The 24,696-nt window shown below is 66.2% G+C and carries 21 protein-coding genes; 15 read left to right on the forward strand and 6 right to left on the reverse strand.

Annotated elements, in window-relative coordinates:
- Positions 1 to 58: 58 nt before the first annotated feature.
- Entirely contained in the window at positions 59 to 895 is an 837-nt protein-coding gene (locus tag OZ671_RS01340; protein WP_268859036.1) for a nuclear transport factor 2 family protein, read from the reverse strand.
- A gap of 99 nt (positions 896 to 994) precedes the next feature.
- Here OZ671_RS01340 and OZ671_RS01345 point away from each other — a divergent pair, with 99 nt between their 5' ends.
- Positions 995 to 1,591, forward strand: coding sequence for a TetR/AcrR family transcriptional regulator (locus OZ671_RS01345; protein WP_268859037.1), 597 nt, complete (start codon positions 995 to 997; stop codon positions 1,589 to 1,591).
- 189 nt (positions 1,592 to 1,780) lie between these two features.
- Positions 1,781 to 2,278, forward strand: coding sequence for a c-type cytochrome (locus OZ671_RS01350; protein WP_268859038.1), 498 nt, complete (start codon positions 1,781 to 1,783; stop codon positions 2,276 to 2,278).
- A gap of 22 nt (positions 2,279 to 2,300) precedes the next feature.
- Here OZ671_RS01350 and OZ671_RS01355 read toward each other — a convergent pair whose 3' ends face one another.
- The 3 genes from OZ671_RS01355 to OZ671_RS01365 all read right to left on the reverse strand — a co-directional run bounded on the left by OZ671_RS01355 (position 2,301) and on the right by OZ671_RS01365 (position 7,299).
- Positions 2,301 to 3,845: a SpoVR family protein gene (locus OZ671_RS01355; protein ID WP_268859039.1), complete on the reverse strand. Its 1,545-nt coding sequence runs from the start codon at positions 3,843 to 3,845 to the stop codon at positions 2,301 to 2,303.
- Between the two features lie 112 nt (positions 3,846 to 3,957).
- Complete coding sequence (locus OZ671_RS01360; RefSeq protein ID WP_268859040.1) at positions 3,958 to 5,277, reverse strand: YeaH/YhbH family protein; 1,320 nt, start codon at positions 5,275 to 5,277, stop codon at positions 3,958 to 3,960.
- Positions 5,278 to 5,349: 72 nt separating this feature from the next.
- Positions 5,350 to 7,299 carry a PrkA family serine protein kinase gene (locus tag OZ671_RS01365; RefSeq protein WP_268859041.1) on the reverse strand — a complete coding sequence of 650 codons (1,950 nt, stop codon included), beginning with the start codon at positions 7,297 to 7,299 and terminating at the stop codon, positions 5,350 to 5,352.
- A gap of 561 nt (positions 7,300 to 7,860) precedes the next feature.
- Between OZ671_RS01365 and OZ671_RS01370 the strand changes: the two genes are divergently transcribed.
- From OZ671_RS01370 to OZ671_RS01420, 11 genes are all read left to right on the forward strand, one after another.
- Positions 7,861 to 8,553, forward strand: coding sequence for a hypothetical protein (locus OZ671_RS01370; protein ID WP_268859042.1), 693 nt, complete (start codon positions 7,861 to 7,863; stop codon positions 8,551 to 8,553).
- Positions 8,550 to 8,996, forward strand: coding sequence for a Tsi3 family protein (locus OZ671_RS01375; protein WP_268859043.1), 447 nt, complete (start codon positions 8,550 to 8,552; stop codon positions 8,994 to 8,996). Before OZ671_RS01370 ends, OZ671_RS01375 begins: the two co-directional genes overlap by 4 nt.
- Positions 8,997 to 9,165: 169 nt before the next feature.
- Entirely contained in the window at positions 9,166 to 9,966 is an 801-nt protein-coding gene (locus tag OZ671_RS01380) for a hypothetical protein (protein ID WP_268859044.1), read from the forward strand.
- 125 nt (positions 9,967 to 10,091) lie between these two features.
- Complete coding sequence (locus OZ671_RS01385) at positions 10,092 to 10,877, forward strand: hypothetical protein (RefSeq protein ID WP_268859045.1); 786 nt, start codon at positions 10,092 to 10,094, stop codon at positions 10,875 to 10,877.
- A 71-nt stretch (positions 10,878 to 10,948) separates the two neighbouring features.
- Positions 10,949 to 11,371: a hypothetical protein gene (locus OZ671_RS01390; RefSeq protein WP_268859046.1), complete on the forward strand. Its 423-nt coding sequence runs from the start codon at positions 10,949 to 10,951 to the stop codon at positions 11,369 to 11,371.
- A gap of 95 nt (positions 11,372 to 11,466) precedes the next feature.
- The gene (locus tag OZ671_RS01395; RefSeq protein WP_268859047.1) at positions 11,467 to 12,396 is read left to right on the forward strand and encodes a LysR family transcriptional regulator; all 930 of its coding nucleotides are present in this window, start codon (positions 11,467 to 11,469) and stop codon (positions 12,394 to 12,396) included.
- Positions 12,397 to 12,570: 174 nt separating this feature from the next.
- On the forward strand, positions 12,571 to 13,080 hold the full coding sequence (locus tag OZ671_RS01400) for a formate dehydrogenase subunit gamma (protein WP_268859048.1): 510 nt from the start codon (positions 12,571 to 12,573) through the stop codon (positions 13,078 to 13,080).
- A complete protein-coding gene (locus OZ671_RS01405) occupies positions 13,077 to 14,648 on the forward strand; it encodes a formate dehydrogenase beta subunit (RefSeq protein WP_268859049.1) in 1,572 nt (523 codons plus the stop codon). Before OZ671_RS01400 ends, OZ671_RS01405 begins: the two co-directional genes overlap by 4 nt.
- 29 nt (positions 14,649 to 14,677) lie before the next feature.
- Positions 14,678 to 17,524, forward strand: a complete 2,847-nt coding sequence (gene fdhF / locus OZ671_RS01410; RefSeq protein WP_268859050.1) for a formate dehydrogenase subunit alpha — start codon at positions 14,678 to 14,680, stop codon at positions 17,522 to 17,524.
- A 5-nt stretch (positions 17,525 to 17,529) separates the two neighbouring features.
- Positions 17,530 to 18,363, forward strand: coding sequence for a formate dehydrogenase accessory sulfurtransferase FdhD (gene fdhD, locus OZ671_RS01415; protein ID WP_268859051.1), 834 nt, complete (start codon positions 17,530 to 17,532; stop codon positions 18,361 to 18,363).
- Positions 18,360 to 18,608 carry a formate dehydrogenase subunit delta gene (locus OZ671_RS01420; RefSeq protein WP_038310782.1) on the forward strand — a complete coding sequence of 83 codons (249 nt, stop codon included), beginning with the start codon at positions 18,360 to 18,362 and terminating at the stop codon, positions 18,606 to 18,608. The genes fdhD and OZ671_RS01420 overlap by 4 nt, the downstream gene beginning before the upstream one ends.
- 87 nt (positions 18,609 to 18,695) lie before the next feature.
- Here the strand turns inward: OZ671_RS01420 and OZ671_RS01425 are convergent, their stop codons facing one another.
- The gene (locus OZ671_RS01425) at positions 18,696 to 19,364 is read right to left on the reverse strand and encodes a GntR family transcriptional regulator (protein ID WP_268859052.1); all 669 of its coding nucleotides are present in this window, start codon (positions 19,362 to 19,364) and stop codon (positions 18,696 to 18,698) included.
- Positions 19,365 to 19,524: 160 nt separating this feature from the next.
- Between OZ671_RS01425 and OZ671_RS01430 the strand changes: the two genes are divergently transcribed.
- Complete coding sequence (locus OZ671_RS01430; RefSeq protein WP_268859053.1) at positions 19,525 to 22,908, forward strand: molybdopterin-dependent oxidoreductase; 3,384 nt, start codon at positions 19,525 to 19,527, stop codon at positions 22,906 to 22,908.
- 47 nt (positions 22,909 to 22,955) lie between these two features.
- On the forward strand, positions 22,956 to 24,410 hold the full coding sequence (locus tag OZ671_RS01435) for a short-chain fatty acid transporter (RefSeq protein ID WP_268859054.1): 1,455 nt from the start codon (positions 22,956 to 22,958) through the stop codon (positions 24,408 to 24,410).
- Positions 24,411 to 24,456: 46 nt separating this feature from the next.
- Here the strand turns inward: OZ671_RS01435 and OZ671_RS01440 are convergent.
- The coding region (locus OZ671_RS01440) for an energy transducer TonB family protein (protein WP_268859055.1) at positions 24,457 to 24,696 on the reverse strand (240 nt) is incomplete at its 5' end.

Raw genomic sequence — 24,696 nt, forward strand, 5'->3', positions numbered from 1 at the left:
CCCTGCAAATGGGGCTCCTCAATGCCATCGCGCGGCGATGCGGGCAAATCGGCGCGGTTCAGGCCGCGGCGGCCACCGCAACCGAATCCTCGAACATGCGGAAGCGCGTGACGAGGCCCTCCTCGACGGTGAAATCGAAGGCGAATTCGGTTTCGATCAGCCGGCCGGTCGCCTTCACCCGTGAGACGAGCTCGCCGATGGCGACCGCGCGGTGGCCGTCGACCAGCAGCGCCTTGCGCTCGAAACGCACGGATTCGATCGCCTCGCGCAGTTGCGTGACGAAGCTCGCGACGCCGGCCCGGCCCACCTTGCGGCCGATCCAGGACACGCGCGCCGTATCGCCGGCAATGACCCAGTCGACGGCTTCGCTGAACAGGGCGGCAACCGCGCGCGCATCGGCACCCGTGCTCAAGAGCTCGAAATAGCGCTCGACGACCGCGCGCGTCGTATCGCCCGGGCCGACCTTGCCGCGCAGCAGATGGATGCGGTCGGCATGGGTGCTGGCAAAGTCCGGGTCGACATAGATGGCGATGCGCCGCATCTTCAGCCCCTGGAAGTCGAAGACGTTGCAGAAACGGCCCTGCGATATCTCGCCGTCGGGCCAGGCGATGCCCGCGGCGGTCACGCCGCTTTCGCGGCCCTCGACCACGATCGTGTTGCCCGACACGATATAGCTGAAGCCGTCGATATCATGGGCCAGGCTTTGCAGATCACGGCCGAGCCGTTTGCCGAACAGAATGAGGTCGGCCTTGCCGCGGCCGGTTCCGAATTTGGGAAAGAACAGTTCGACATCGTCGGTCACGTCATCGAGATAGCTCGCATCGCCTCGGTCGATCTTGGCGAAATAGGCCTTGATGATGGCGATACGTGCCGCGTCGAGGGTATTCCCGGTCATTGTCTGTCCAATTTTGTAAGGCGAATTACATAATAATTGACGGCCTTGTGATGCAGCGTCAATCGTTTTATGTAGTGAGAATTACGGAATAGGATGGCGATGACCGGTCGCGGACGTCCGCGCAAGTTCGACAGGCAGCAGGCGCTGGAGCGCGCCATGCAGGTGTTCTGGGCGAAGGGGTACGAGGGCGCGCAGCTCGCCGAGCTGACCCGCGCCATGGGGATCAACCCGCCGAGCTTCTATGCCGCCTTCGGCTCCAAGCAGGCGATCTTCCACGAGGCGGTCGAGCTCTATCTCGGCACGGCCGGCGCCAGGTCGATGCAGGCGCTGGAGGAGACTGCCGACAGCCGCGCCGCGATCGAAGCCATGCTGCGGGCGAGCGCCGCCGTGGCGCTGGCTGCGCCTGGATCCGGCGGCTGCCTGCTGATCGTCGGCCTGATCAATGCCCAGCCGGACAGCGAGCCCTCGCGCGCCTATCTGCAGGATCTCAGGCGTATGACGCTGGCAAGGGTCCGCGCGCGCCTGGAGCGCGGCGTGAGCGAGGGCGACCTGGCGCCGGACACCGATACGGCGGCGCTCGCCTCGTTCTGCGCGACGGTCATGCAGGGCCTGTCGCTGCAGGCGCGCGACGGCGCGACGGCCGAGGAGCTCGACGGCATCATTGCCGCGGCAATGCGCGCCTTCGATGGTGCCTGAGCCGGACGCCGGTTCGGCGAAGCCGGTCGGAGCGATGCCACTGCGGCGGGGCAGCCGGCCGCATGGCCTGCTGTCGCAGCCGGGCCATCCCGGCTAGCATGAGGCCGGTTCCCATTCCCCTGAGTTTGACTGTCGGCTCGCCCTGACAGGCGGGCGGGCCGCATCCTGATCATGCAAGGAGGCGTGCCCATGAGGTTCCTGTCCGGCTTTGTCTTCGCAATCGTGGTTGCCGCGATCGTCGCGCTCGGCGTCGCCTATAGCGGCATCGTCAACGTCACGGCGCGCGGCGCGGACAGCGCGCCGGTCGCCTGGTTCCTCGCGACCGCCAAGCGCCAGTCGGTCATGCGCCAGGCTGCAGCCGAGGCCACGCCTCCGGCATCGAACGACCTCAAGCTCGGTTTCCGCCTCTACAACGAGACCTGCGTCTATTGCCACGGCGGCCCTGGCAAGGATCCCGTCGACTTCGGCAAGGGCCTGATGCCCGAGCCGCCCTATCTTGCCGACACCGTCGCGGGCTGGAGCCCCGGCCAGCTCTACTGGATCGTGCGCAACGGCATCCGGATGACCGGCATGCCGTCCTTTGCCGACACCCACAGCGAGGATGAATTGCGGGCCGTGGTCGCCTTCATCCAGAGGCTGCCGGGCATGACGCCGGAGCAATATGCCGAATATGAGCGCGGCCAGTGAGGCCGCGCCCGGACGGTCGGGGTCAGCGCTCGGTCGCGGTGACCTCGTAGAGCTGCCGGCCGCTCTCGGCATCGATGCCGGCGAGGCTGACGTCATAGCCCCACAGCCGGCGCACATGGCGCAGCGTGGCCTCGCGTCCCTGTTCGGCGAGCACCGCGCCGTCATGCACCATGTGCTGCAGGCGCAGGTGCCGGTCGCCCAGCAGGTCGACATCGGCCACCTGGATGTCCGGCCGGTTGGCGCCGACGTCGTAGGAATTGGCGAGCGCCGAGCGGATCTTCTCGTAGCCCCGCTCGTCGTGGATCGAGGCGACCCGGTAGGTGCTTTCGTCGGGATCGTCGGCGAGCATGAACAGGCGGAACTTCCGGATCAGCGCCGGGCTCAGATATTGCCGCAGGAAGGATTCGTCGCGGTGATTGGCCCAGGCGTCGATCAGTGTTTCGCGCCATTGGCCGTTGCCGGCAATGTCCGGAAACCAGTCGCGGTCCTCGGCGGTCGGGGCCATGCAGATCCGCTCGATGTCCTGCATCAGCGCGAAACCGAGCGCGTAGGGGTTGAGGCCCGAATAGCGGGGATCGTCGAAATGGGGCTGGAACACCACGTTGGAATGGCTCTGCAGCACTTCCAGCATGGCGCCTTCGCCGATCAGGCCGCGGTCGAACAGCGTGTTCATGATGGTGTAGTGCACGAAGGTGGCGCAGCCCTCGTTCATCACCTTGGTCTGGCGCTGGGGATAGAAATACTGCGCGACGATGCGCACGATGCGCACGATCTCGCGCTGCCAGGGCTCCAGGATCAGGCTGTTCTTCTCCAGGAAATAGAGCAGGTTCTCTTCCGGCAGGTTGAGGAACTTCTTGCGCTCCTGGGCTTCGCGTTCGGCCTCCGAGGGGGTGATGGTCTCCTTGCGCCGCGGCAACGTGCGCCAGAGGTCGGAAAAGGACTGCTCCTCATATTCCAGCCGTTCGCGAATGCGGTTGCGCTCCTTTTCCGAGGAGAGCCGCGGCGGGCGCCGGTAGCGGAACACGGCCTGGTCCATCAGCGCGTGCGCGGCGTCCAGGATCTGCTCGACCGCCTCGACGCCGTGCCGTTCCTCGCAGCGGGCGACATAGGTCTTGGCGAATTCCATATAGTTCAGGATAGCCGCCGCATCGGTCCATTGCTGGAACAGATAGTTGTTCTTGAAGAAATGGTTGTGTCCGAAGGCCGCATGCGCCGTCACCAGCGCCTGCATGGCCATCGTGTTCTCTTCCATGAGGTAGACGATGCACGGATTGGAATTGATCACCAGCTCGTAGGCGAGGCCGCGCCGGCCCTGGCGGTAGAGATTTTCCTCGTGGATGAAGTGCTTGCCGAACGACCAGTGCTGGTACATCAGCGGCATGCCGATCGAGGCATAGGCGTCCAGCATCTGCTCGGACGAGATGATCTCCATCTGGTTCGGATAGACGTCGAGCCTGAGGTCGTCGAGCGCCACCCGTTCGATTGCGTCATAGGTGCGCGACAGGGTCTTGAAGTTCCAGTCGGAGCCGGAGAACAGGAGCGGAGAGCTTTTGGCGCGCTTGTTCACGGTGCCTCCATTCACGAGCGTCCGGGACGGAAGGCGAGAGGCCGGAAGCCGGCGGACGTCATGCAATGACAGAGGGATGGGAATGCGGCGGGGCTGAGCTTGCACATGCCGTTCAGCCTTTCGACGCCTGCTGCCGCGCGAACAGCTTGCGGAAGACCGGATAGATGTCCGAGGGCTTGGCGATGCGGGTCATCTGGAAGTTCGGCCAGTCCTCGGCGACCTTGCAGTAGGAGCGCCAGAGCGAAGTGCCGTTGTCCGTCGAGCCGAAAATATGGCTCTCGCGCTCGTCGATGATCTCGACATAGGCGTAGTACTGACAAAGCCGCATCACCTCCGTGTCCAGCAGCGTGGTGCAATAGTCGCTGTCGTCATAGCCATTGTCGCCGTCGGACGCCTGGGCGGCGTAGATGTTCCACTCCTTGGCCGGATAGCGCTCGGCGATGACGCGCTGCATTTCCTTCAGTGCGGTCGACACGACGGTGCCGCCGCTCTGCGTGCTGTAGAAGAAGGTCTCCTCGTCCACCTCCTGGGCTTCGTGGGTGTGCCGGATGAACACGATGTCGATCCGGTCGTAGCGCCGCTTCAGGAACAGGTGCAGCAGCACGAAAAAGCGCTTGGCGAGATCCTTCTCGCGCTCGCCCATCGAGCCGGAGACGTCCATCAGGCAGAACATCACGGCCTTGGCGTTCGGCTGAGGCTGCGGCTCGAAACGGTTGAAGCGGATGTCGACCGGATCGACATAACCGATCATGCGCCGCCGCCGCGCCAGCAGCGCGAGCTGCTCACGCAGTTCGGCAAGCCGTGCCGCCGCTGCGGCGTTCCGCGCCGGCTCGGCTTCGAGCGTGGCGATCTCTTCGGCAAGCCTGTCGAGCTCGGCCTGTTTCGGCCGCCGCAGCGCAATGCGCCGGCCGAAACTGTTGCGCATGGTGCGGCCGACATTGATGTTGGTCGGTGAGCCGGCGGTGGTGAAGCCTGCCCGCCGCGGCTTGAACGACACGGCCTCCTTCAGGTTCAGCTTGACCATGTCGGGCAGTTCGAGATCCTCGAAGAACAGGTCGAGGAACTCCTCGCGCGACAGGACGAAACGGAAGTCGTCCTGGCCGTCGCCGCTGCCGGGCTGGCCCTTGCCGGACCCGCCGGCGCCGCCCTGGCCGCCGGGTTTCGGCAACCGGTCGCCGGCGACGAACTCCTTGTTGCCGGGCAGGACGTGGTCGCGCCGGCCGCTGCCCGGCGCGTGCTGGAAGCTCGGCTCGGCGGTGCCTTTCACCGGCACCCGCACCGAATGATTGCCGTCGACGTCGGTGATCTTGCCCGTGGTGATCTGGTCGTTGACGATACGCTTCAATTCGTCGCGCGCCCGCCTCAGGAAGCGCTGGCGATTGCTCAGGCTCTTGTCCTTCGGGTTCAGGCGCCGATCGATATAGTTCGGCATGCAGGTTGACCTCGGTTGACGCAGAACATGATGTCGAACCGGCGCCCCCGCTCGGCCGGGGGCGCCGGGGCGTCAGCCGGCCTTGTTCACCCGCATGTACCAGTCGACCAGGCGGCGAACCTGGCGTTCGGTGTAGCCGCGCTCGACCATGCGCTGGACGAACTCGGTGTGCTGCTTCTCGGTGGCGCTGTCCTTCTTCGAGCCGAAGCTGATGACCGGCAGGAGGTCCTCGACCTGGCCGAACATGCGCTTCTCGATCACTTCCCGCAGCTTTTCATAGCTGGTCCAGGCCGGGTTGCGGCCGTTGTTGCGGGCGCGGGCGCGCAGCGTGAACTTGACCACCTCGTTGCGGAAGTCCTTGGGATTGGCGATGCCGGCCGGCTTCTCGATCTGCGACAGCTCGCTGTCGAGGATCTCGCGGTTGAGGATCTGCCCGGTATCCGGGTCCTTGTAGTCCTGATCCTCGATCCAGGCATCGGCATAGGCAATGTAGCGGTCGAACAGGTTCTGGCCGTATTCGCTGTAGGATTCCAGATAGGCCTTCTGGATCTCGTGGCCGATGAACTCGGCGTAGCGGGTGGCGAGCTCCGACTTGATGAAGTCGAGATATTTGGCCTCCACCTCCTGCGGGAACTGGGCGCGTTTGATCGCCTGCTCCAGCACATACATGAGGTGAACCGGGTCGGCCGCGACTTCGCTGGTGCCGTAATTGAACGTCTCAGACAGCACCTTGAAGGCGAAGCGGGTGGAAACGCCGGTCATGCCCTCGTCGACGCCGGCGGCGTCGCGATATTCCTGCACGGACTTCGCTTTCGGATCGACGTCCTTCAGGTTCTCGCCGTCATAGACCCGCATCTTGGTGTAGAGCGGCGAATTGCCATGCTCGGTCAGGCGTGTCGACACCGTGAAGCGGCTGAGGATCTCCAGCACCTCCGGGGCGCAGGGGTTCTTGAACAGGTCGCTTTCGCGCAGCAGCTTCTCGTAGATCTGCCGCTCCTCGGTCACCCTGAGGCAATAGGGAACCTTGACCACGAGGATGCGGTCGAGGAACGCCTCGTTGTTCTTGTTGTTCTTGAACTGCAGCCATTCGGACTCGTTCGAATGCGCGAGCACGATGCCCTGGAACGGGAAGGCGCCGAAATTCTCCGTGCCGTTGTAGTTGCCCTCCTGGGTGGCGGTCAGCAGCGGGTGCAGCACCTTGATCGGCGCCTTGAACATCTCGACGAATTCGAGAAGGCCCTGGGTCGTCCGGTTGAGGCCGCCGGAGAAGGAATAGGCGTCGGGATCGGCCTGGCTGAAATTTTCCAGCTGGCGGATGTCGACCTTGCCGACCAGCGAGGAGACATCCTGGTTGTTCTCGTCGCCCGGCTCGGTCTTGGCGATGCCGATCTGGCGCAGGCGCGAGGGCATCAGCCGCACCACGCTGAACTTCGAGATGTCGCCGCCGAGTTCGTCCAGCCGCTTGGTGGCCCAGGGCGAGATCAGGCCGTTCAGGCGGCGGCGGGCAATGCCGTATTTCTCTTCCAGGAGGTCGGCCATGCGCTCGGGATGGAACAGGCCGAGCGGGGATTCGAAGATCGGGCTGATCTGGTTGCCGACCTTCAGCGTGTAGATCGGCCGTTTTTCCATCAGCCGCTTCAGCCGCTCGGCGAGCGACGATTTGCCGCCGCCGACCGGGCCGAGCAGGTAGAGGATCTGCTTGCGCTCCTCCAGCCCCTGCGCCGCATAGCGGAAATAGCCGACGATCCGCTCGATCGTGTCTTCCATGCCGTAGAAATCGGCGAAGGCGGGATAGATCTTGATGGTTCTGTTGGAGTAGATCCGACCCAGCCGCTCATCGGCGCTGGTATCCACCAGCTTGGGCTCTCCGATCGCCTCCACCATGCGCTCGGCGGCCGTGGAGTACATGGTCGGATTTTCGCGGCACGCCAGGAGGTACTGCTGGAGGCTCATCTCCTCCTGGGTTTCGCTCTTGTAAATCTCCGTGAAGAGATTGAAGACGTCGGATTCCTGCGGATGCATATCGACCTCCCGCCACGTGCTGGCTGAATAAGATATGGGTCTCCTACGCGGCTTCCCTGCCCGAAATCATGCGCCCCTTGTTCTGTGCCGATGCTCCCACGGCGCCGTCGGAGACATCGGTCCGACTCAGCCCTACCTTTTCTGATGATAGCGCTTGAACTGCCTCAAGGGCATTGCCTCGAAGCGTTATTTCACTGCCATTCTCATCCTTCGTTTCATATAGGTACGGTCCGGGCTGACCACACGACCCTTTGTGACAAAGAAACGCATGCGGCCCGCACCCGATCCGTGGCGAAGCAAGATGCGGGCCGTGCGTAGCCCGCATGGAACGACCGAACCATGGCCGGGTCGTGTCGGCCGACCTGATCGTCGTGCAGGGCAGGTGGCACCGACCCACGTCATGCCATGTGTCGTCCGAGGCACCGGTGGGGTTCATGGCGCCCATGCCGGTGCCAATGCCAAGGCCGGCCAAGGTTCGGCACTTGCGGAGACGGTCCTGGTCGCGGCAGCTTCCGGCAGACCGCTAGGCCCGTGCCTGGCGACCGATGCTGCGGAGTGTCCATGCCGTTCCTGCCTCGCCTGCTGCTCCATGTCCTCTTCGCCGTCAGCCTGGGGCTTGCGGCGATCGGCGCGGCGATGGTTGCGCGCGGCAGGATCGGCGGCTGGCCGGCCTTCGCCTTTTTCGGCATGACCGCGGCGGTTTTCGCCGATCAGCTCTGGCCGGCGCTGCTGCGACCCGGCGCGGTTGCGGCGGAGGATCTTCTGCGGCGCTTTCCGCAGACCGTCGAGCTGAAGGCGGGCCGCTTGCGCCTCGGCCTGTCGCTCGTTGCCTGCGCGGTGTTTTTCGGCGTCTGCCACAGTCTGCTCCAGCGCGGCGATGCCGGCTGGCTGATCACGCTCGCGCTCTGGCTCGGCGCCATTCTGTTCGGGCTGGCGGTTCCGCTGTTCGTCGTGCTCATCCTGAGGGGCGCCTCGCTGCGCCTCGCGGCGGACGGTTTCGTGGTGCGCCGCGGCTGGCGCAGCCATGCCGTTCCCTGGCAGGCGGTCGGCCGGTTTTCGGTTCAGCCGGTGCCGCGCGGGCTCGGCGCCCTCGTCGTCTACGATGACGCAAGGCTCGACAGTCGGGCGGCAGGCGACGCGGCGGGCCCGGTCAGGCGCCGCGCGGCCTTGCCAGAGAGTTACGGCCTCGACCCCGAGGATCTCGCACGCCTGCTCAATGGCTGGCGCGAACGGGCTCTCGCCCGGGCCTCATGATGCGTGTCACCACGCTCCTCGCGCTTCTTTCTGTTCTCTGCGGTTTGCCGGCGGCGGCCGAGACGCTGCGGCATCCCCTCGGGTTCAGCTTGACGGTCGGAGCGGGGCGGCGTGTCGCAGTCACCGAGCGTGGCTTTCTCGTCACCCTGCCGGACAATGCCGAGCGGCGTGATCCGGTGACGATCGCGATCGATCTCGACGGGACGGCAACGCCGTGGTGGCTCTGGTCCTGCGGTCCGGACTTCACGCGCTATCGCTGCCGGACCACGCGCGAGCCCGCGCCTGGCTCATCAGGGGACGCCGTGACTTTGACGGTCTTTGCCTCGTTCGGCGACACGACGGTTCATTTCCGGCAGGTCAAACATGCCGACGGACCGCGCCCGGTCTTTGAACTGCTGCTGTGGCTGGAGACGGGAGACCTCGTGCTCGAGCGAGCGCCTTGACGAGACGCTAGGCAGCTGAACCGACAAGTGGAGTAGTTAAGCTTTCCCGGTGGTGATGGGTCCGCAATTCCATGCGGGACTTTACGCAATAGTGAGCGCGGGCGCCTAGGATCAGCACCACCCGCGCCGAGTATGGACGGCGTGTTGCTGCCCGAGCACAAGGTCGTTCATGCTGTCGGTATCTCGCTCGCAACTTTACTGGATCTTGGCCTTCGCCGCGCTTGCCGGCGTGAATTTCGGCGTGGCGATATCCGACGCGCTCACCCTTCAGGCTCCCGATCTCGCGCGTATCGGCACCTCGGTCGCCTATTTCGTGTTGCTGCTGTATTTGGTCGTGGGGTTGATCAGGGAGCGCAGGCGTGCGCCACTCGCCGATCTGCTGGGACAGTTTCCTGGAACGATCGGCCTTAGACCCGCTGGTCACGGCTATGTGCTTGTCCACGTGGTTTCGCGCCTCACTATTCTCGCATTATTTCCGCTCGCCTCCTACGGCAAGGCCTCCGGCGGGCCATCGCCCTTGGCTGATTGGATCGATGTCAGCGCCAACACCCTCTGGGTCGGCTTATTCTGTCTGTTGGCTTATGACCTCTTTGCTTGGTTGGCGCGAGGCCCCTCGCTGCGCCTGACCACCGAAGGCTTCCAAGCGAGTTTCGGCATGTTTCGAACCGCGAGGAGATGGGAGGACAGCAGCAATTTCAGGGTGGAGACCGACTTCAACGCCTTGATATGGCCAATAGCCTTCGATGACGGTCGCAAGACACGAGGCGGCCTCTTGCCCAAATTTTTCCGCCATCTCGGCCGGATACCGGATTGCACGGACCTGGCTGCGGATCAATTGGCTGAGCTGCTCAACGGTTGGCGGGAGCGCGCCTTGGCGGCGGCGTCCGATCCGCCTCAGGCTCCTAAATTGGTCGCGCGCGACATGATTGGAAATCCGCCAGGCCGCGGGGATGATACTCGCGCGCACTGAAGAACTCGGAAGGCCTGTGCAGCAATCGGCGACCAATTCGACGGTCGACCTGCCCCGGTGTTGATTGGCGATGAGCTAACATCTCATCATGACCAAGAAGTGCTGCAGCGGGAGGCACTCGTTCCATGAAGGAGAGATCGTCCATCCAACCGCCGCCTCGGTCGCAGGTTCTGTCAGCCGTTATTTGGGGTGCGCTGTATGGCGTGCTGTTGGCTTGGGGACTTCTCGCGGCGGTTTTCGCCAGTGGTTTCTGGGGTTTTCTTTTTGTGTCGATCACGCTCGTGGGAGGACGGCTCGTGAAGGTGCTTCTCCCGATCCTCGATCCGCCTACGGAAATATCGGTTGAGACATTGGTCGGGCGGTTTCCTGGAGTGCTGGAACTGAAGCCCAATCGATTGCGGCGCGGGATCATAGACTTGGGGCTTGGTCTACCGATTGCGGTGCTGGTCGTCACCTACTTGTTCAGTTGCGCCTCCCGTTGGTGGAACGATTGGCCTTTGGGAGCGATACTTTCTGTCGCCATGGGCTCCGCAGCCATTGGCGCAATCGTCCTGCGATGGGTCCTATTCGTTGAGGAGCGAGATGGTCTGTTCCTGACACCGGACGGCTTCAGCCTCAGATTCGGATTGGGCGACTATCGGAGGCGATGGGAAACCGTCCGTGATTTCTCGATCGGCCAGGAGACAACTCTACTTCCAGGCTTTTCGGTTCTTTATGAAGATATCGCCGCCGGTGTCTCGGACAGGCAGCCTCACCGTAAGATCGCGCTGCCGGCCAGCTTCGATATCCCGCCGGAGCAATTTGTCGAATTGTTCAATGCATGGCGCGAGCGCGCCTTGCCGTACCGTTCCGTTTCAGGCGCGGTGCTGTCGGATGATTGCCGAGATCATGCGTCGAAGGTCGTCCGTTGATGCAACCTTAGCGCTGTTTCCCACGGCCGTGTCGCTGCGCGGGGAGCCAACGGGCCTTCGCCCCGAGCATTTTGGGATCTTCGCTCGCACTCGCGCTGTGCCTCGTCGTTCTCGACATCGCCCACGTGGGCGGAGAGTTCATCGTGTTGGGAATGATCGCTGTGACGATCAGTGCGATCGCGTTCGGCATTGTGCGGTACCGGCCAATGACCCTGTTCTTGGTCCGCGACTCCTTGCGTCTTGGCCGCCGTTGGCGGGAACAGCGGATCGCCTGGTCTCATACTGACGGTCTTGGCGTTGCAGCGGCGCCGGGTGAACCGGGACCGGACGAGGTGCTCATTGGCCGGGGCGCTGCCGGCGAACCGCACGGCGGTCCGCAGGGGCGTCCGATAGGTCCGCAGATGATTGCGGCTGAAACGTTCGGATTGACTGCGGCCGAACTCTTGCGGCTCCTCGACGCATGGCGCAAGCACGCGCTGGCGCAGCCAGCTTGATCGGCTGGCTGCTGCTGGCCGCAGCCAGGCTCTGACATTCCCCGTTTCGGCCTCTATCATGACGCGGGGCCAATGAGCCCAGCCCGGAGCGCGCCATGATCATCAAGCAACTGATCTATCTCGATGCGCTGGCGCGCGAAAAGCATTTCAGGCGCGCGGCCGAAGCCTGCAACATCTCGCAGCCGACGCTGTCGGCCGCCATCGCCCAGCTCGAGGATGAGCTCGGCGTGCTGATCGTCGAGCGCGGCCGCCAGTTCAAGGGGCTGACGCGCGAAGGCGAGGTGGTGGTCGCCCATGCCCGGCGGATCCTCGCCGAATCCGACCTCCTGAAGCAGTCGATCGGCGAGCTCAGACAGGGCGTCAGCGGTCAGCTCCGGCTCGGCGCCATTCCGACCGCGCTGCCGATGGTCGCCCATATTACCGGGCCCTTCTCGGCGCGCTTTCCCGAGGTCTCGCTCACCGTCCTGTCCCTGACCTCGCACGAGATCCAGAGCGGCATCGACAATTTCCAGCTCGATGTCGGGCTGACCTACCTCGACAACGAGCCGCTCGAACGCGTGGTCTCCAAGCCGATCTACCAGGAATCCTACGTGCTGCTGATGCGCGAGGACAGTCCGCTCGCCGCACGCGGCGAGGTCACCTGGAAGGAGGCTGCCAAGCTGAAGCTCTGCCTGCTCACGCCCGACATGCAGAACCGGCGCATCATCGACGGCATCTTCCGTTCGGTCGGCGAGACGCCGGTGCCGACCATGGAGACCAATTCGATCTTCAACCTCTGCTCGCATGCCGGCGTACTCGGCATTGCCAGTATCGTGTCGCGCCAGCTGCTCGAATTTTTCGGCATTCCGCTCGGCACCAAGGCCCTGCCTCTGGTCGAGCCGGATGCCCAGCGCACGATCGGCCTCATCATCGCCGATCGCCAGCCGGTCGCGCCGCTTGCCCGCAACCTGCTCAGCGTCACCGAGCCGGTGCCCAATGCCGGCATTGCCCGGACGCTCGCGCCCAATAGTCACGGCCTATCGTGAATTTCTGGCATCTGGGATGCCTGTTGTCATATTGCCGGTTCGAGCCTGAGTCTCGCCTCTTTCGAGACGTTATGATAGTTTGCATCTATCAAATGGTCGGAACAAACGATTTGAATTCTTCCAGTCTAGGGCGTCCACTCTTCGGAACGATGGCCGATCCGCGGTGGAGGAACGATGGGACGACAGCCGGCGTGGGACATTGAAGCGGCTCGGGCCCTGATCGCCCGGATGAGCGGTCTCGACGGGGCGGCCATGCCGATCCTGCACGCGCTGCAGGAGGAGTTCGGCTACATCGACCAGGCTGCGGTGCCGCTGATCGCCGATGCGCTGAATCTCTCCCGCGCCGAGGTGCATGGCACCGTCACGTTCTATCACGACTTTCGCCACGAGCCGGCCGGCCGCCGGGTGATCAAGCTGTGCCGGGCCGAGGCCTGCCAGTCGGTCGGCTGTGAGCAGCTGGTCGACCATCTCAGGCGCCGCCACGGCGTGGCCGTGGATGCCACGACCGCCGACGGCGACCTGACGGTCGAGACCGTCTACTGCCTCGGCAATTGCGCGCTCGGTCCGGCGGCGCTGGTCGATGGCGAGCTGATCGGCCACCTCGATGAGGCGAGCCTTTCCGCCCTGTGCGAAGGCAAGTCCGTCGACGAAGCCAGGGCGGTGGCGGAAGGAGTTCCGGCGTGAGCACGGCAGCGACCCCGATCACCATCTTCGTCCCCGTCGACGCGGCGGCCCTGTCGGTCGGGGCCGATGCGGTGGCGGCCGCGATCGCGCGCGAGGCCGCGGCGCGCGGGCTCGACGTCGCCATCATCAGGAACGGTTCGCGCGGCATGCTCTGGCTGGAGCCACTGGTCGAGGTGGCGACCGCCGCCGGCCGCGTCGCCTATGGCCCGGTCCGTCCCGCCGATGTCGCGGGCCTGTTCGATGCCGGTTTCCATGAAGGCGCGGCGCACCGGCTGGGCCACGGCCGAACCGACGAGATGGACTGGCTGAAGCGCCAGCAGCGGCTGACCTTCGCCCGCGTCGGCATCACCGATCCCCTGTCGATCGCGGATTACCGCGGCCATGGCGGCTTTGCCGGGCTCGAGCGCGCCCTTGCCTTGGCGCCTGCCGCGATCGTCGAGGAGGTCAGGGCTTCGGGCCTGCGCGGGCGCGGCGGCGCGGGCTTCCCGACCGGCATCAAGTGGAAGACCGTGCTCGATGCCGCGGCCGAGCAGAAATACATCGTCTGCAACGCCGACGAAGGCGACAGCGGTACCTTCGCCGACCGCATGCTGATGGAGGGCGACCCCTATGTCCTGATCGAGGGCATGGCGATCGCCGGCCTCGCCGTCGGCGCGACCAAGGGGTTCATCTATCTCCGGTCGGAATATCCGCATGCCCACCGCACCCTCCTGCGCGCCATCGAGCGCGCCGAGCGCGCGGGGCTGCTCGGGCCGTCGCTGCTGGGGTCGGGCAGGGCCTTCCACCTGGAGGTTCGCCTCGGCGCCGGCGCCTATATCTGCGGCGAGGAGACCTCGCTGCTCGAGAGCCTCGAGGGCAAGCGCGCCATCGTCCGCGCCAAGCCGCCGCTGCCGGCTTTGCAGGGCCTGTTCGGCAAGCCGACGGTCGTCAACAACGTGCTGTCGCTCGCCAGCGTGCCCTGGATCCTCGTCAATGGGGCCAAGGCCTATGCCGATTGCGGCATGGGCCGCTCACGCGGCACCATGCCGGTGCAGCTCGGCGGCAATATCAGGCGCGGCGGCCTCGTCGAGCTTGCCTTCGGCATCAGCCTGCGCACGCTCATCGAGGATTTCGGCGGCGGCACCCGCTCTGGCCGGCCGCTGAAGGCGGTGCAGGTCGGCGGTCCGCTCGGCGCCTATCTGCCCGACGGCCTGCTCGACACGCCGATGGACTACGAGGCGCTGGCCGCCGCCGGCGGCATGCTCGGTCATGCCGGCATGGTGGTGTTCGACGACACCGCCGACATGGCCCGCCAGGCGCGGTTCGCCTTCGAATTCTGCGCCAAGGAAAGCTGCGGCAAATGCACGCCGTGCCGGATCGGCGCGGTGCGCGGCGTCGAGACGGTCGACCGGATCATCGCCGGCGTCGAGCGCGAGAGGAACCTTGAGGTTCTCGCCGACCTCAACCGCCTGATGACCGATGCCTCGCTCTGCGCCATGGGCGGCCTGACACCCATGCCGGTCATGTCGGCCGTGCGCCATTTCCCAGAGGACTTCCATCGCCCCGCCATGGCGGTGGCGGCCGAGTGACCCTTCGAGCCTGATGCCGGGATGAGATCATGAGCCTGATCAAGGAAATCGACTACGGCACGCCGATCCGCGTCAGCGAGAAGCAGGTGACGCTCACCATCGACGGCGAGACCGTCTCGGTGCCGGCGGGCACCTCGGTCATGGCCGCCGCCATGAGCCTCGGCACCAAGATCCCGAAGCTCTGCGCGACCGACAGCCTGGAGCCGTTCGGCTCCTGCCGCCTCTGCCTCGTCGAGATCGAAGGCCGGCGCGGCACGCCGGCCTCCTGCACCACGCCGGCCGAAGAGGGCATGGTGGTGCGCACCCAGACCGACAATCTCGCCAAGCTGCGCAAGGGGGTGATGGAGCTCTACATCTCCGACCACCCGCTCGACTGTCTGACCTGCTCGGCCAATGGCGACTGCGAGCTGCAGGACATGGCCGGAGCGGTCGGCCTGCGCGAGGTGCGCTACGGCTATGAGGGCGAGAACCATTTTGCCGACGCCAAGGACACGTCGAACCCCTATTTCACCTACGACCCGACCAAGTGCATCGTCTGCAATCGCTGCGTCCGCGCCTGCGAGGAGGTGCAGGGCACTTTCGCGCTGACCATTACCGGTCGCGGCTTCGACAGCCGCGTCTCGCCCGGCGGCACCGATTTCCTCGGCTCGGAATGCGTGTCCTGCGGCGCCTGCGTGCAGGCCTGCCCGACCGCGACGCTGATCGAGAACACGGTGATCGAGCACGGCCAGGCCGAGCATTCGAAGGTGACGACCTGCGCCTATTGCGGCGTCGGCTGCTCGTTCAAGGCCGAAATGCAGGGCGACCGTGTGGTGCGCATGGTGCCCTATAAGGACGGCAAGGCGAACGAGGGGCATTCCTGCGTCAAGGGGCGCTTCGCCTGGGGTTATGCGACCCACAAGGACCGCATCACCAAGCCGATGATCCGCGCCAAGATCTCCGATCCCTGGCGCGAGGTGTCGTGGGAGGAGGCGATCCGCCATGCCGCCTCCGAGTTCAAGCGCATCCAGGCCAAATATGGTCGCGAGTCGGTCGGCGCCATCACCTCCTCGCGCTGCACCAACGAGGAGGTCTTCCTCGTCCAGAAGCTCGTGCGCGCGGCCATGCGCAACAACAATGTCGACACCTGCGCGCGCGTCTGCCACTCGCCCACCGGCTATGGCCTGAAGACCACGCTCGGCACGTCGGCAGGCACACAGGACTTCAAGTCGGTCGAGAAGTCCGACGTGATCCTGGTGATCGGCGCCAACCCGACCGATGGCCATCCGGTCTTCGCCTCGCGCATGAAGAAGCGGCTGCGCCAGGGCGCGCGGCTGATCGTCGCCGACCCGCGCCGCATCGACCTCGTGAAGTCGCCGCACGTCAAGGCCGACTATCACCTGCAGCTGAAGCCCGGCACCAATGTCGCGCTGATCAATGCGATCGCCCACGTCGTCGTGACCGAGGGGCTGATCGACGAGGCCTATGTCCGCGAGCGCTGCGACCTGACCGATTTCGAGGTCTGGGCCCGCTTCATCGCCGAGGAGCGCAATTCGCCCGAGGCGACGGAGGAGTTCACCGGCGTCGCCGCCGCTGACGTGCGCGCGGCTGCCCGGCTCTATGCGACCGGCGGCAACGGCGCGATCTATTACGGCCTCGGCGTGACGGAACACAGCCAGGGCTCGACCATGGTCATGGGCATGGCGAACCTCGCCATGGCCACCGGCAATATCGGGCGCGAGGGCGTCGGCGTGAACCCGCTGCGCGGCCAGAACAATGTCCAGGGCTCCTGCGACATGGGGTCGTTCCCGCACGAGCTCTCGGGCTACCGCCATGTCGAGGACGACGCCACGCGCCAGATGTTCGAAACGCTGTGGGGCAGGGCGCTCGACGCCGAGCCCGGCCTGCGCATTCCCAACATGTTCGACCAGGCGATCGACGGCACCTTCCTCGGGCTCTACTGCCAGGGCGAGGACATCGCCCAGTCCGATCCGAACACGCAGCACGTGACCGCGGCGCTCAGCGCCATGGAATGTGTCGTCGTGCAGGACCTGTTCCTGAACGAGACGGCCAAATATGCCCATGTCTTCCTGCCGGGCGCTTCGTTCCTGGAAAAGGACGGCACCTTCACCAATGCCGAGCGGCGCATCAACCGCGTCCGCCAGGTGATGGCGCCGATGGCCGGCAAGTCGGAATGGGAGGTGACGTCGGAACTGTCGGCCGCGCTCGGCTATCCGATGTCCTACACTCATCCGAGCGAGATCATGGACGAGATCGCCAAGCTGACGCCGACCTTCGCCGGGGTCAGCTACGAGAAGCTGGACGAGCTCGGCTCGGTGCAGTGGCCCTGCAACGACAAGGCGCCCACCGGCACCGTGCTGATGCATGTCGACCGCTTCGTGCGTGGCAAGGGCCGGTTCATGATCACCGAATTCGTGCCGACCGAGGAACGGACCGGTCCGCGCTTCCCGCTGATCCTGACCACCGGCCGCATCCTCTCGCAATACAATGTCGGCGCGCAGACCCGGCGCACCGCCAATTCGACCTGGCATGCCGAGGACGTCCTGGAGATCCACCCCTTCGACGCCGAGAACCGGGGCATCAAGACCGGCGACCTCGTCGCGCTGACCAGCCGCTCCGGCGACATCTCGCTGCGCGCCGAAGTGTCCGAGCGCATGCAGCCGGGCGTCGTCTATACGACCTTTCACCATGCCGACACCGGCGCCAACGTGATCACGACCGACTATTCCGACTGGGCCACCAACTGTCCGGAATACAAGGTCACGGCGGTCGAGGTCCGGCGCACCAACCATTATTCGCAGTGGCAGGAGCAGAACCGCGAGGAAAGCGTGCTGCTGCGGCTGATCGCCGGCAAGATGCCGGAGGCTGCGGAGTAGGCGCGATGGCCGACCCGAAATCCTCCATGCCGACCTCGCGCACGACCATCGGCCGGACGCTGCGCTATGATCGCGGCGCGGACCGTGCGGGCGCGGTGGAGGTGCCGGTCGAGGTGCCGGTCAATGTCGTCTACGGCAACCTGCCCTATGCCGTGATGATGATGACGCCCGCCGATCTCGACGATTTCGTCCTCGGCTTCAGCCTGACCGAAGGCATCGTTTCGGGCGCGGGCGAGATCAGGGACGTGCGCGTCCAGGAGCAGGAGCAGGGTTTCGTCGTCACGGTCGACCTCGCGGCGGAGGCCTTCGGGCGCCACCTCGCGCGCCGCCGCAGCCTGTCGGGGCGGACGAGCTGCGGGCTGTGCGGCGTCGAGAGCCTCGACCAGATCCCCGGCGCGAGCCGCGGCGCCGAGCCGGCCATGCCGGTCGCGCCGGCGGCGATCGAACATGCGCTGTCGACGCTCGACGCGCACCAGCCGCTCAACAGGCTGACCCGCGCCGTCCATGCCGCCGCCTTCTGCAGCATGGATGGCGAAATCCTGATGGCGCGCGAGGATGTCGGTCGCCATAACGCCCTCGACAAGCTGATCGGTGCCTGCCTTCGGGCCGGCCTCGCGGCGCGGGACGGCTTCGTCGTCATTACCAGCCGCTGCTCGTTCGAGATGATCGAGAAGGCCGCCATCTTCGGCACAGGCACGCTGGTCGCGATCTCGGCGCCGACATCGCTCGCCATCGATCGCGCCAAGGCGCTCGGCATCGCCCTCGTCGCCGTGGCGCGGCGCGACACCGCCGTCGCCTTCACGCCCTCCCGCCAGCCGCCGGAAGCCATTGCCTCATGAGCGCCACCGACCCCAAGGCCAAGCTTGCCCATATGGCCGGGCAGATCGCCGACTTCTTCAAGTCCTATCCCGACGACAAGGCGATCCCGGCGATCGCCGAGCATATCAACCAGTTCTGGGGCTGGCGCATGCGCGAGGATTTCCTCGCGGCCTTCCGCGACGATCCATCGGCTCTGCCGCCGCTGGTGGCGGCCGCCCTCGGCGGCATCAAGGGCCGTCGCCAGGACGCCGACCTGCCGGCGTGACGGAGCCCCGCATCGCGGTTCGTCGCGGTTCGGGGCTCGCTGCCCTCGAACCACGACAACCTTCCATGCACATCATCCTTGCCGATGTCACGATGCCAGCGGCACGCGCATGTGTGCCTTCGACTTCATCAGCGCGTCGATGAAGATCGGCTGCCAGGACCTGACATGGCCGCGCAGCAGGGCGACGACCGCCGTCTCGTCGCCTGCCTCCATCAACTCGATGATCCGATAGTGCTCGGCGATGGAGGCCTGCTGGCGTTCCTGGCCGGCGCGTGAGCCGATGCCGTAAAGGCGCATCTTGTCGCGCAGGCCCATGACCGTCTCGGTCAGCAGGCTGTTGCCGGCCGCCGCCACCAGGTCGCGGTGATAGCTGCGGTCGGCCTCGATATAGAGGCGGATATCCTCCTCGCGCACCGCACGGGCGATTTCGTCGGCCCAGCCGGCAAGTGTCGACAGATCCTTCTTCGGCAGGCGGGCGACGATGCTCGCCGCATGCAGCTCCAGCACCTCGCGCAGGTCGAAGAGGTTGTTGAGGTCCTCCAGCGTCGGCTCCATCACCTTGAAGCCGCGGTTGCGCATCGGCTCGATGAGACCGCTGCGGCTGAGCTCCAGGAGAGCTTCGCGGACCGGTGTGGTGGAGACCTTGAGGCTCGCCGCAAGGCTTGGCACCGAATACATCGTGCCCGGCGGGCTCTGGCCGGAAATGATCTCGGCGCGCACCTGGCGCAGCACCTGTTGGCGCAGATTCTGATCCATTCCCGGGTCGCCTGCCTTTGCTTGGGCAGCGGTCGAGGGCTGCCGATTCACATGCACGATCATAACCAAAACCGCTTGACGGCGCACATGATGCGTGACGTAAATGTGTAACGCGCTACTTAAATGCGTCACATCATCTCAAAGACGATCGGTTCTTCGCTTGGCTCAACGCTTCCCCGGCTATTGCACGCTCTGCCGCTCGCGCTGCGGCGCGGTCACCGTGGTCGAGGCGGGCAGGGTGGTCGGGGTCGAGCCGCTCGCGGACCACCCGACCGGCGGTGCGCTCTGCGCCAAGGGACGGGCGGCGCCGGAAATTGCCGGCAGCCCGCGCCGGCTGACCCGCCCGCTGAAACGCACCCGCCCGCGCGGCGCGGCCGATCCCGGCTGGGTGGAGATCTCCTGGGACGAGGCGCTCGACGCGATCGCCGCGCGGCTCGGCGCAATCCGGGCCGACCATGGCGCCGAGGCCGTCGCCTTCGCCGTGACGACGCCGAGCGGCACGCCCATGGTCGACAGTTTCGAATGGGTCGAGCGCTTCATCCGCGGCTTCGGCAGCCCCAATCTCATCTATGCCGTCGAGGTCTGCGGCTGGCACAAGGACTATGCCCATGCCCTGACCTTCGGGCGGGGTATCGGCTTTCCCGACTACGACAATGCCGAGACCATCGTGCTCTGGGGCCACAATCCCGCGCGCACCTGGCTCGCCCAGGCAACGCGCGTCGTCGATGCCCGCCGGCGCGGCGCGACCGTTGTGGTGATCGACCCGAAACCCGACGGATCCGGGCAGCAGGCCGATCTGTGGCTGCGGATCCGGCCGGGCGCCGACGGCGCGCTCGCCATGGGCGCCATACGCCACCTGATCCGCACCGCCAGTTTCGACGACGATTTCGTGCGCCGCTGGACCAATGCCCCGCTGCTGGTCGATACCGCGACCGGCCGTTTCGTGCGGGCTTGCGATCTCTGGGCGGATGCCGGCCCGGACGATTTCGTCGTTGCCGGGGCTGGCGGCGTGCCGCGCGCCTATGACGTGAACGGGGCGCTCGACGATGCCGGCACGGTTGCGCTGTTCGGCCGGTTCCAGTTGACGGCGCGGGACGGGCGGACGATCGCCGCGGCGACCGCCTTCGAGCTGCTGGCCGCGGCGGCGGAGCCCTATGCGCCCGCACATGTCGCCGCGCTGACCTGGCTCGATGAAGCCGATATCGTGGCGTTCAACCGGCTGTTCGCCGGGCGGCCGAAGCTTGCCTACCATTCCTGGACCGGCGTCGGCCAGCACACCAATGCCACGGCCATCGAACGGGCGATCGCGACGCTTTATGCCCTGACCGGCGCATGTGACCGGCAGGGCGGCAATCTCTGGCCGGTGCCGCCGGCGACACGCCCGCTCAATGATCTCGCCATCCTGCCGCCGGCGCAGAAGGCCAAGGCGCTCGGCCTTGCCGAACTGCCGCTCGGCCCGCCCGCCAAGGCTTGGATCACCGCACGCGATTTCGCTCGCGCGGCGCTCGAGGGGGAACCCTACAGGGTGCGCGCCCTCGTTGGGTTCGGCAGCAATTTCGTCGTTTCGCAGGGCGGCTCGGCACGCAACCGGGACGCCCTGCTGGCGCTGGACTTCCAGGTCCATATCGACATGTTCATGAACCCGACGGCCGAACTCGCCGATATCGTGCTGCCGGCCAACACGCCGTGGGAGCGCGATGCGCTGAAGATCGGTTTCGAGATCACCCAGGCCGCCGTCGAGACCATCCAGTTCAGGCCGCGGATGATCGCGCCCGCGGGCGAGGCCCGCGCCGACTACGAGATCGCGGCGGCGCTCGCGCTCCGGCTCGGCATGGACGACCTGTTCTTCGGCGGCGATATCGAGGCCGGCTGGAACCATCAGCTCGAGCCGCTCGGCGTCACCGTCGCCGACCTGCGCCGGCACCCGGAGGGCCTGCGCTTCCCCCAGGACTTCACGACCGGCAAATATGCGCAGCCCGGTGCCGACGGCGTCGTCGCCGGATTTGCGACGCCGACGCGGCGGGTCGAGCTCTATTCGGAACTGATGCTGGCGCACGGCTATGGGCCGCTGCCCGGACATGTCGAACCCGCCGAGAGCCCGCTCGCCCCGTCGCCCGATCCGCGCTTCCCGCTGGTGCTGACCACCGCCAAGAGCGGCTGGTTCGTGCACAGCTCGCACCGGCATATCGCCTCGCTCCGCCGCAAGTCGCCGGATCCCGGCGCCGAGGTCAGCCCGGGCCTTGCCGCCAGGCTTGGCCTTGCCCAGGGTGACTGGGTCGTCGTCGAAACGCCGCAGGGCGGCGCGCGCGTCAGGCTGCGCATCAATCCGGCGCTCGACGATCGCGTCGTGGTGGCCGAGTTCGGCTGGTGGGAGGACTGCCCGCCGCTCGGCCATGGCCGGACCGCCGAGGCCGGGGCATCGACCGCCAATCTCAACGCCATCCTCAGCGACCGGCATCGCGATCCGGTGAGCGGCTCGGTGCCGCTGCGGGCGGTCACCTGCGCCCTCAGGCGCGACGAGACCGCAAGCCGCGGCGCCTGGACCGGCCGCCGGGTCTTCACGGTCGCCGATCGGGCGATGGCCAGCGAGGACGTCGTGGCGCTCACCCTCGTGCCCGATGACGGCGAGCCGCTGCCGGATTTCCGCGCGGGACAGCACGTCATGCTGGCCCTGCCGGGCAAGGCCGCGACGCGCGCCTATTCGCTCACCGGCGCCGGCGACGCGCCGGACCGGCTGTCGCTGGCGGTCCAGCGCCGGGCGGCGGCAGGCGCGCATGCCGAACACATGCCGGACCACGTTCATGCGCTCCGCGTCGGCGATGCCGTGCTGCTGGAGCCGCCGTCGGGGCCGTTCACACTGCCGCTTGAGGGCGGAAGGCCGCTGATCCTCGCGGCCGCCGGCATCGGCATCACGCCGTTCCTGAGCCAGCTCGAAACGCTCGCGGCGCGCCGCTTCCAAGCGGCGCCGAAGATCCTGCTTCTGCACGGCTGCCGGCATGGCGGCCAGCACCCCTTCGCCGAGCGCCTGGAGGCGCTGGCCCGGGCCGTACCCGGACTTGCAGTCGAGACCTTCTATTCCGCACCGCGCCCGGGCGACGCGAGCCGCCATCGCCGGGGACGGATCGATCTCGATCTCGTCGGCGCGTTCGTGGCCGATCGGCCGCTCGCCTATCTCTGCGGCTCGCCCGGCTTTGTGTCGGACATGACACAGGGGCTCACCGCACGTGGCATTCCGCGTTTCGACATCTTCGCTGAAGCCTTCGCGACGCCGCCCGACGTGCCCGATCATCTCGCGCCGCAGACCGTGCGCATCGCCGGCAGCGGCCAGAGCTTCGTCTGGGCACCAGCCGCCGGAACGCTGCTCGATGCCGCGCAGTCCGCGGGCATCGCCCTGCCGAGCGGCTGCCGCGTCGGCCAGTGCGAGAGCTGCGTCATGCAGGTCGTCGCCGGCGCCGTCGCCCATCTCGGCAGCTTCCCCGGCGAGGAGGGGCGATGCCTGACCTGCCAGTCGGTGCCGCTCGCCGAGCTGACGCTCGCCTTCTGAGCAGGCCGGACCATCAAGCCATAACAGCAACCCCAGTGGGAACAGCCATGACCGACCAAGCCCGAAGCGCGTCCTTCACGCCGGAAAAACCCGAAGGCGACAACATCCTCGCCCGCTTCTCGCAGATGATGGTGGCCTTCGCCGAGCGCTGGTTCCCCGATGCCTATGTCTTCGTGCTGATCGCGGTCATCGCGGTCGCCGGCGGCACCATGCTGCATGGCGGCTCGCCGCTGGCAGTCAGCCAGGCCTTCGGCGACGGCTTCTGGAACCTCATTCCCTTCACCATGCAGATGGCGCTGGTGGCCATCGGCGGCTACGTCGTCGCCATGTCGCCGCCGGTCGCGGCCCTGCTCGTGCGGCTCGCGGCGGTGCCGAAGACCGGCCGCGGCGCGGTGGTGTTCGTGGGCGTGCTCAGCATTCTTCTGTCGCTGGTCAACTGGGGCCTCAGCCTGATCTTTTCCGGCCTCCTGGTGCGCGAGATCGCCCGCCGTCGGGACATCCGCCTCGACTATCGCGCCGCGGGTGCGGCCGGCTATCTCGGCCTCGGTTGCGGCTTCACGCTTGGCCTCACATCCTCGGCCGCCCAGCTCCAGGCCAATGCCGCGAGCATCCCGGCCTCGCTCCTGCCGATCACTGGCGTCATCGGCTTCGCCGAGACCATCCTGACCTGGCAGAACCTGCTGACGACGGTGGTGGTGACGGTGCTGTCGGCGGCGATCTGCTATTTCACGACGCCCCAGGCGCGCGATGCCAGGACCGCGGAGGATCTCGGCGTGGCGCTCGACGACGACCGCCTCGAGCAGAAGAAGCCGGCACGCCCGGGCGACTATCTCGAATTCAGCCCGATCCTGACCATTCTCGTCGTCCTGCTCGCCTGCGGCTGGCTGTGGCAGACGTTCCGGTCCGGCAATCCTCTGATCACGCTGTCCGGCCTCAACACCTACAATTTCGTTTTCCTCATCCTCGGCATCCTCCTGCACTGGCGGCCGCGCAGCCTGATCGAGTCCTTTGCCAAGGCCATGCCGTCGGTATCGGGCGTGCTGCTGCAGTTTCCCTTCTATGCCGGCATCGCCCATATGCTGACCAAGGTGCCGAACGCCCAGGGCGTCACCCTGTCGGATACGATCGCCCACTGGTTCGTCGGCTTCTCGACCAATTCGACGGTGTTTTCCTTCGTCGTCGGCATCTATTCCGCCGTGCTCGGCTTCTTCATCCCCTCGGCCGGCGGCAAGTGGATCATCGAGGCACCCTATGTGATGAAGGCCGCCAATGAGATCGGCGCCCATCTCGGCTGGACCGTCATGGTCTACAACATTGCCGAGACACTGCCGAACTTCATCAATCCGTTCTGGATGTTGCCGCTGCTCGGCATTCTCGGGCTGAAGTCGAAGGACTTGATCGGCTATACCTCGGTCCAGTTCTTCATCCATTTCCCGCTCGTCATGGTGCTCGCCGCCGTGCTGATGAGCACCTTCACCTACCATCCGCCAGTCATGCCCTGATGCGGGCCGATGCGCCGGTGGCCGGGCCGTCGAGGCGAGATTGCGATCATTCGATGCGGATCGTCACCGAGCCGGAGAAGCGGCCGGCGGGTGGCGCGGGGAAGCTCACCCGCGCCAGCATGGCGCGGATGGCGTGATCGACGCCGTCATCGCCTGACGACCTGAGGATGCCGGACTGCGCCATGCGGCCCGCGCCGTCGATGGCGAAGCTGATGCTGATCCGGCCGCGGGCATTGAGGCCGAGCGCGCTCGCCTTGGCTTGCAGGATGCGGTGGACGAGCGAGGC

It is taken from the genome of Phreatobacter sp. AB_2022a, assembly GCF_026847585.1.
In the GTDB taxonomy this organism is placed as follows: Bacteria; Pseudomonadota; Alphaproteobacteria; order Rhizobiales; family Phreatobacteraceae; genus Phreatobacter.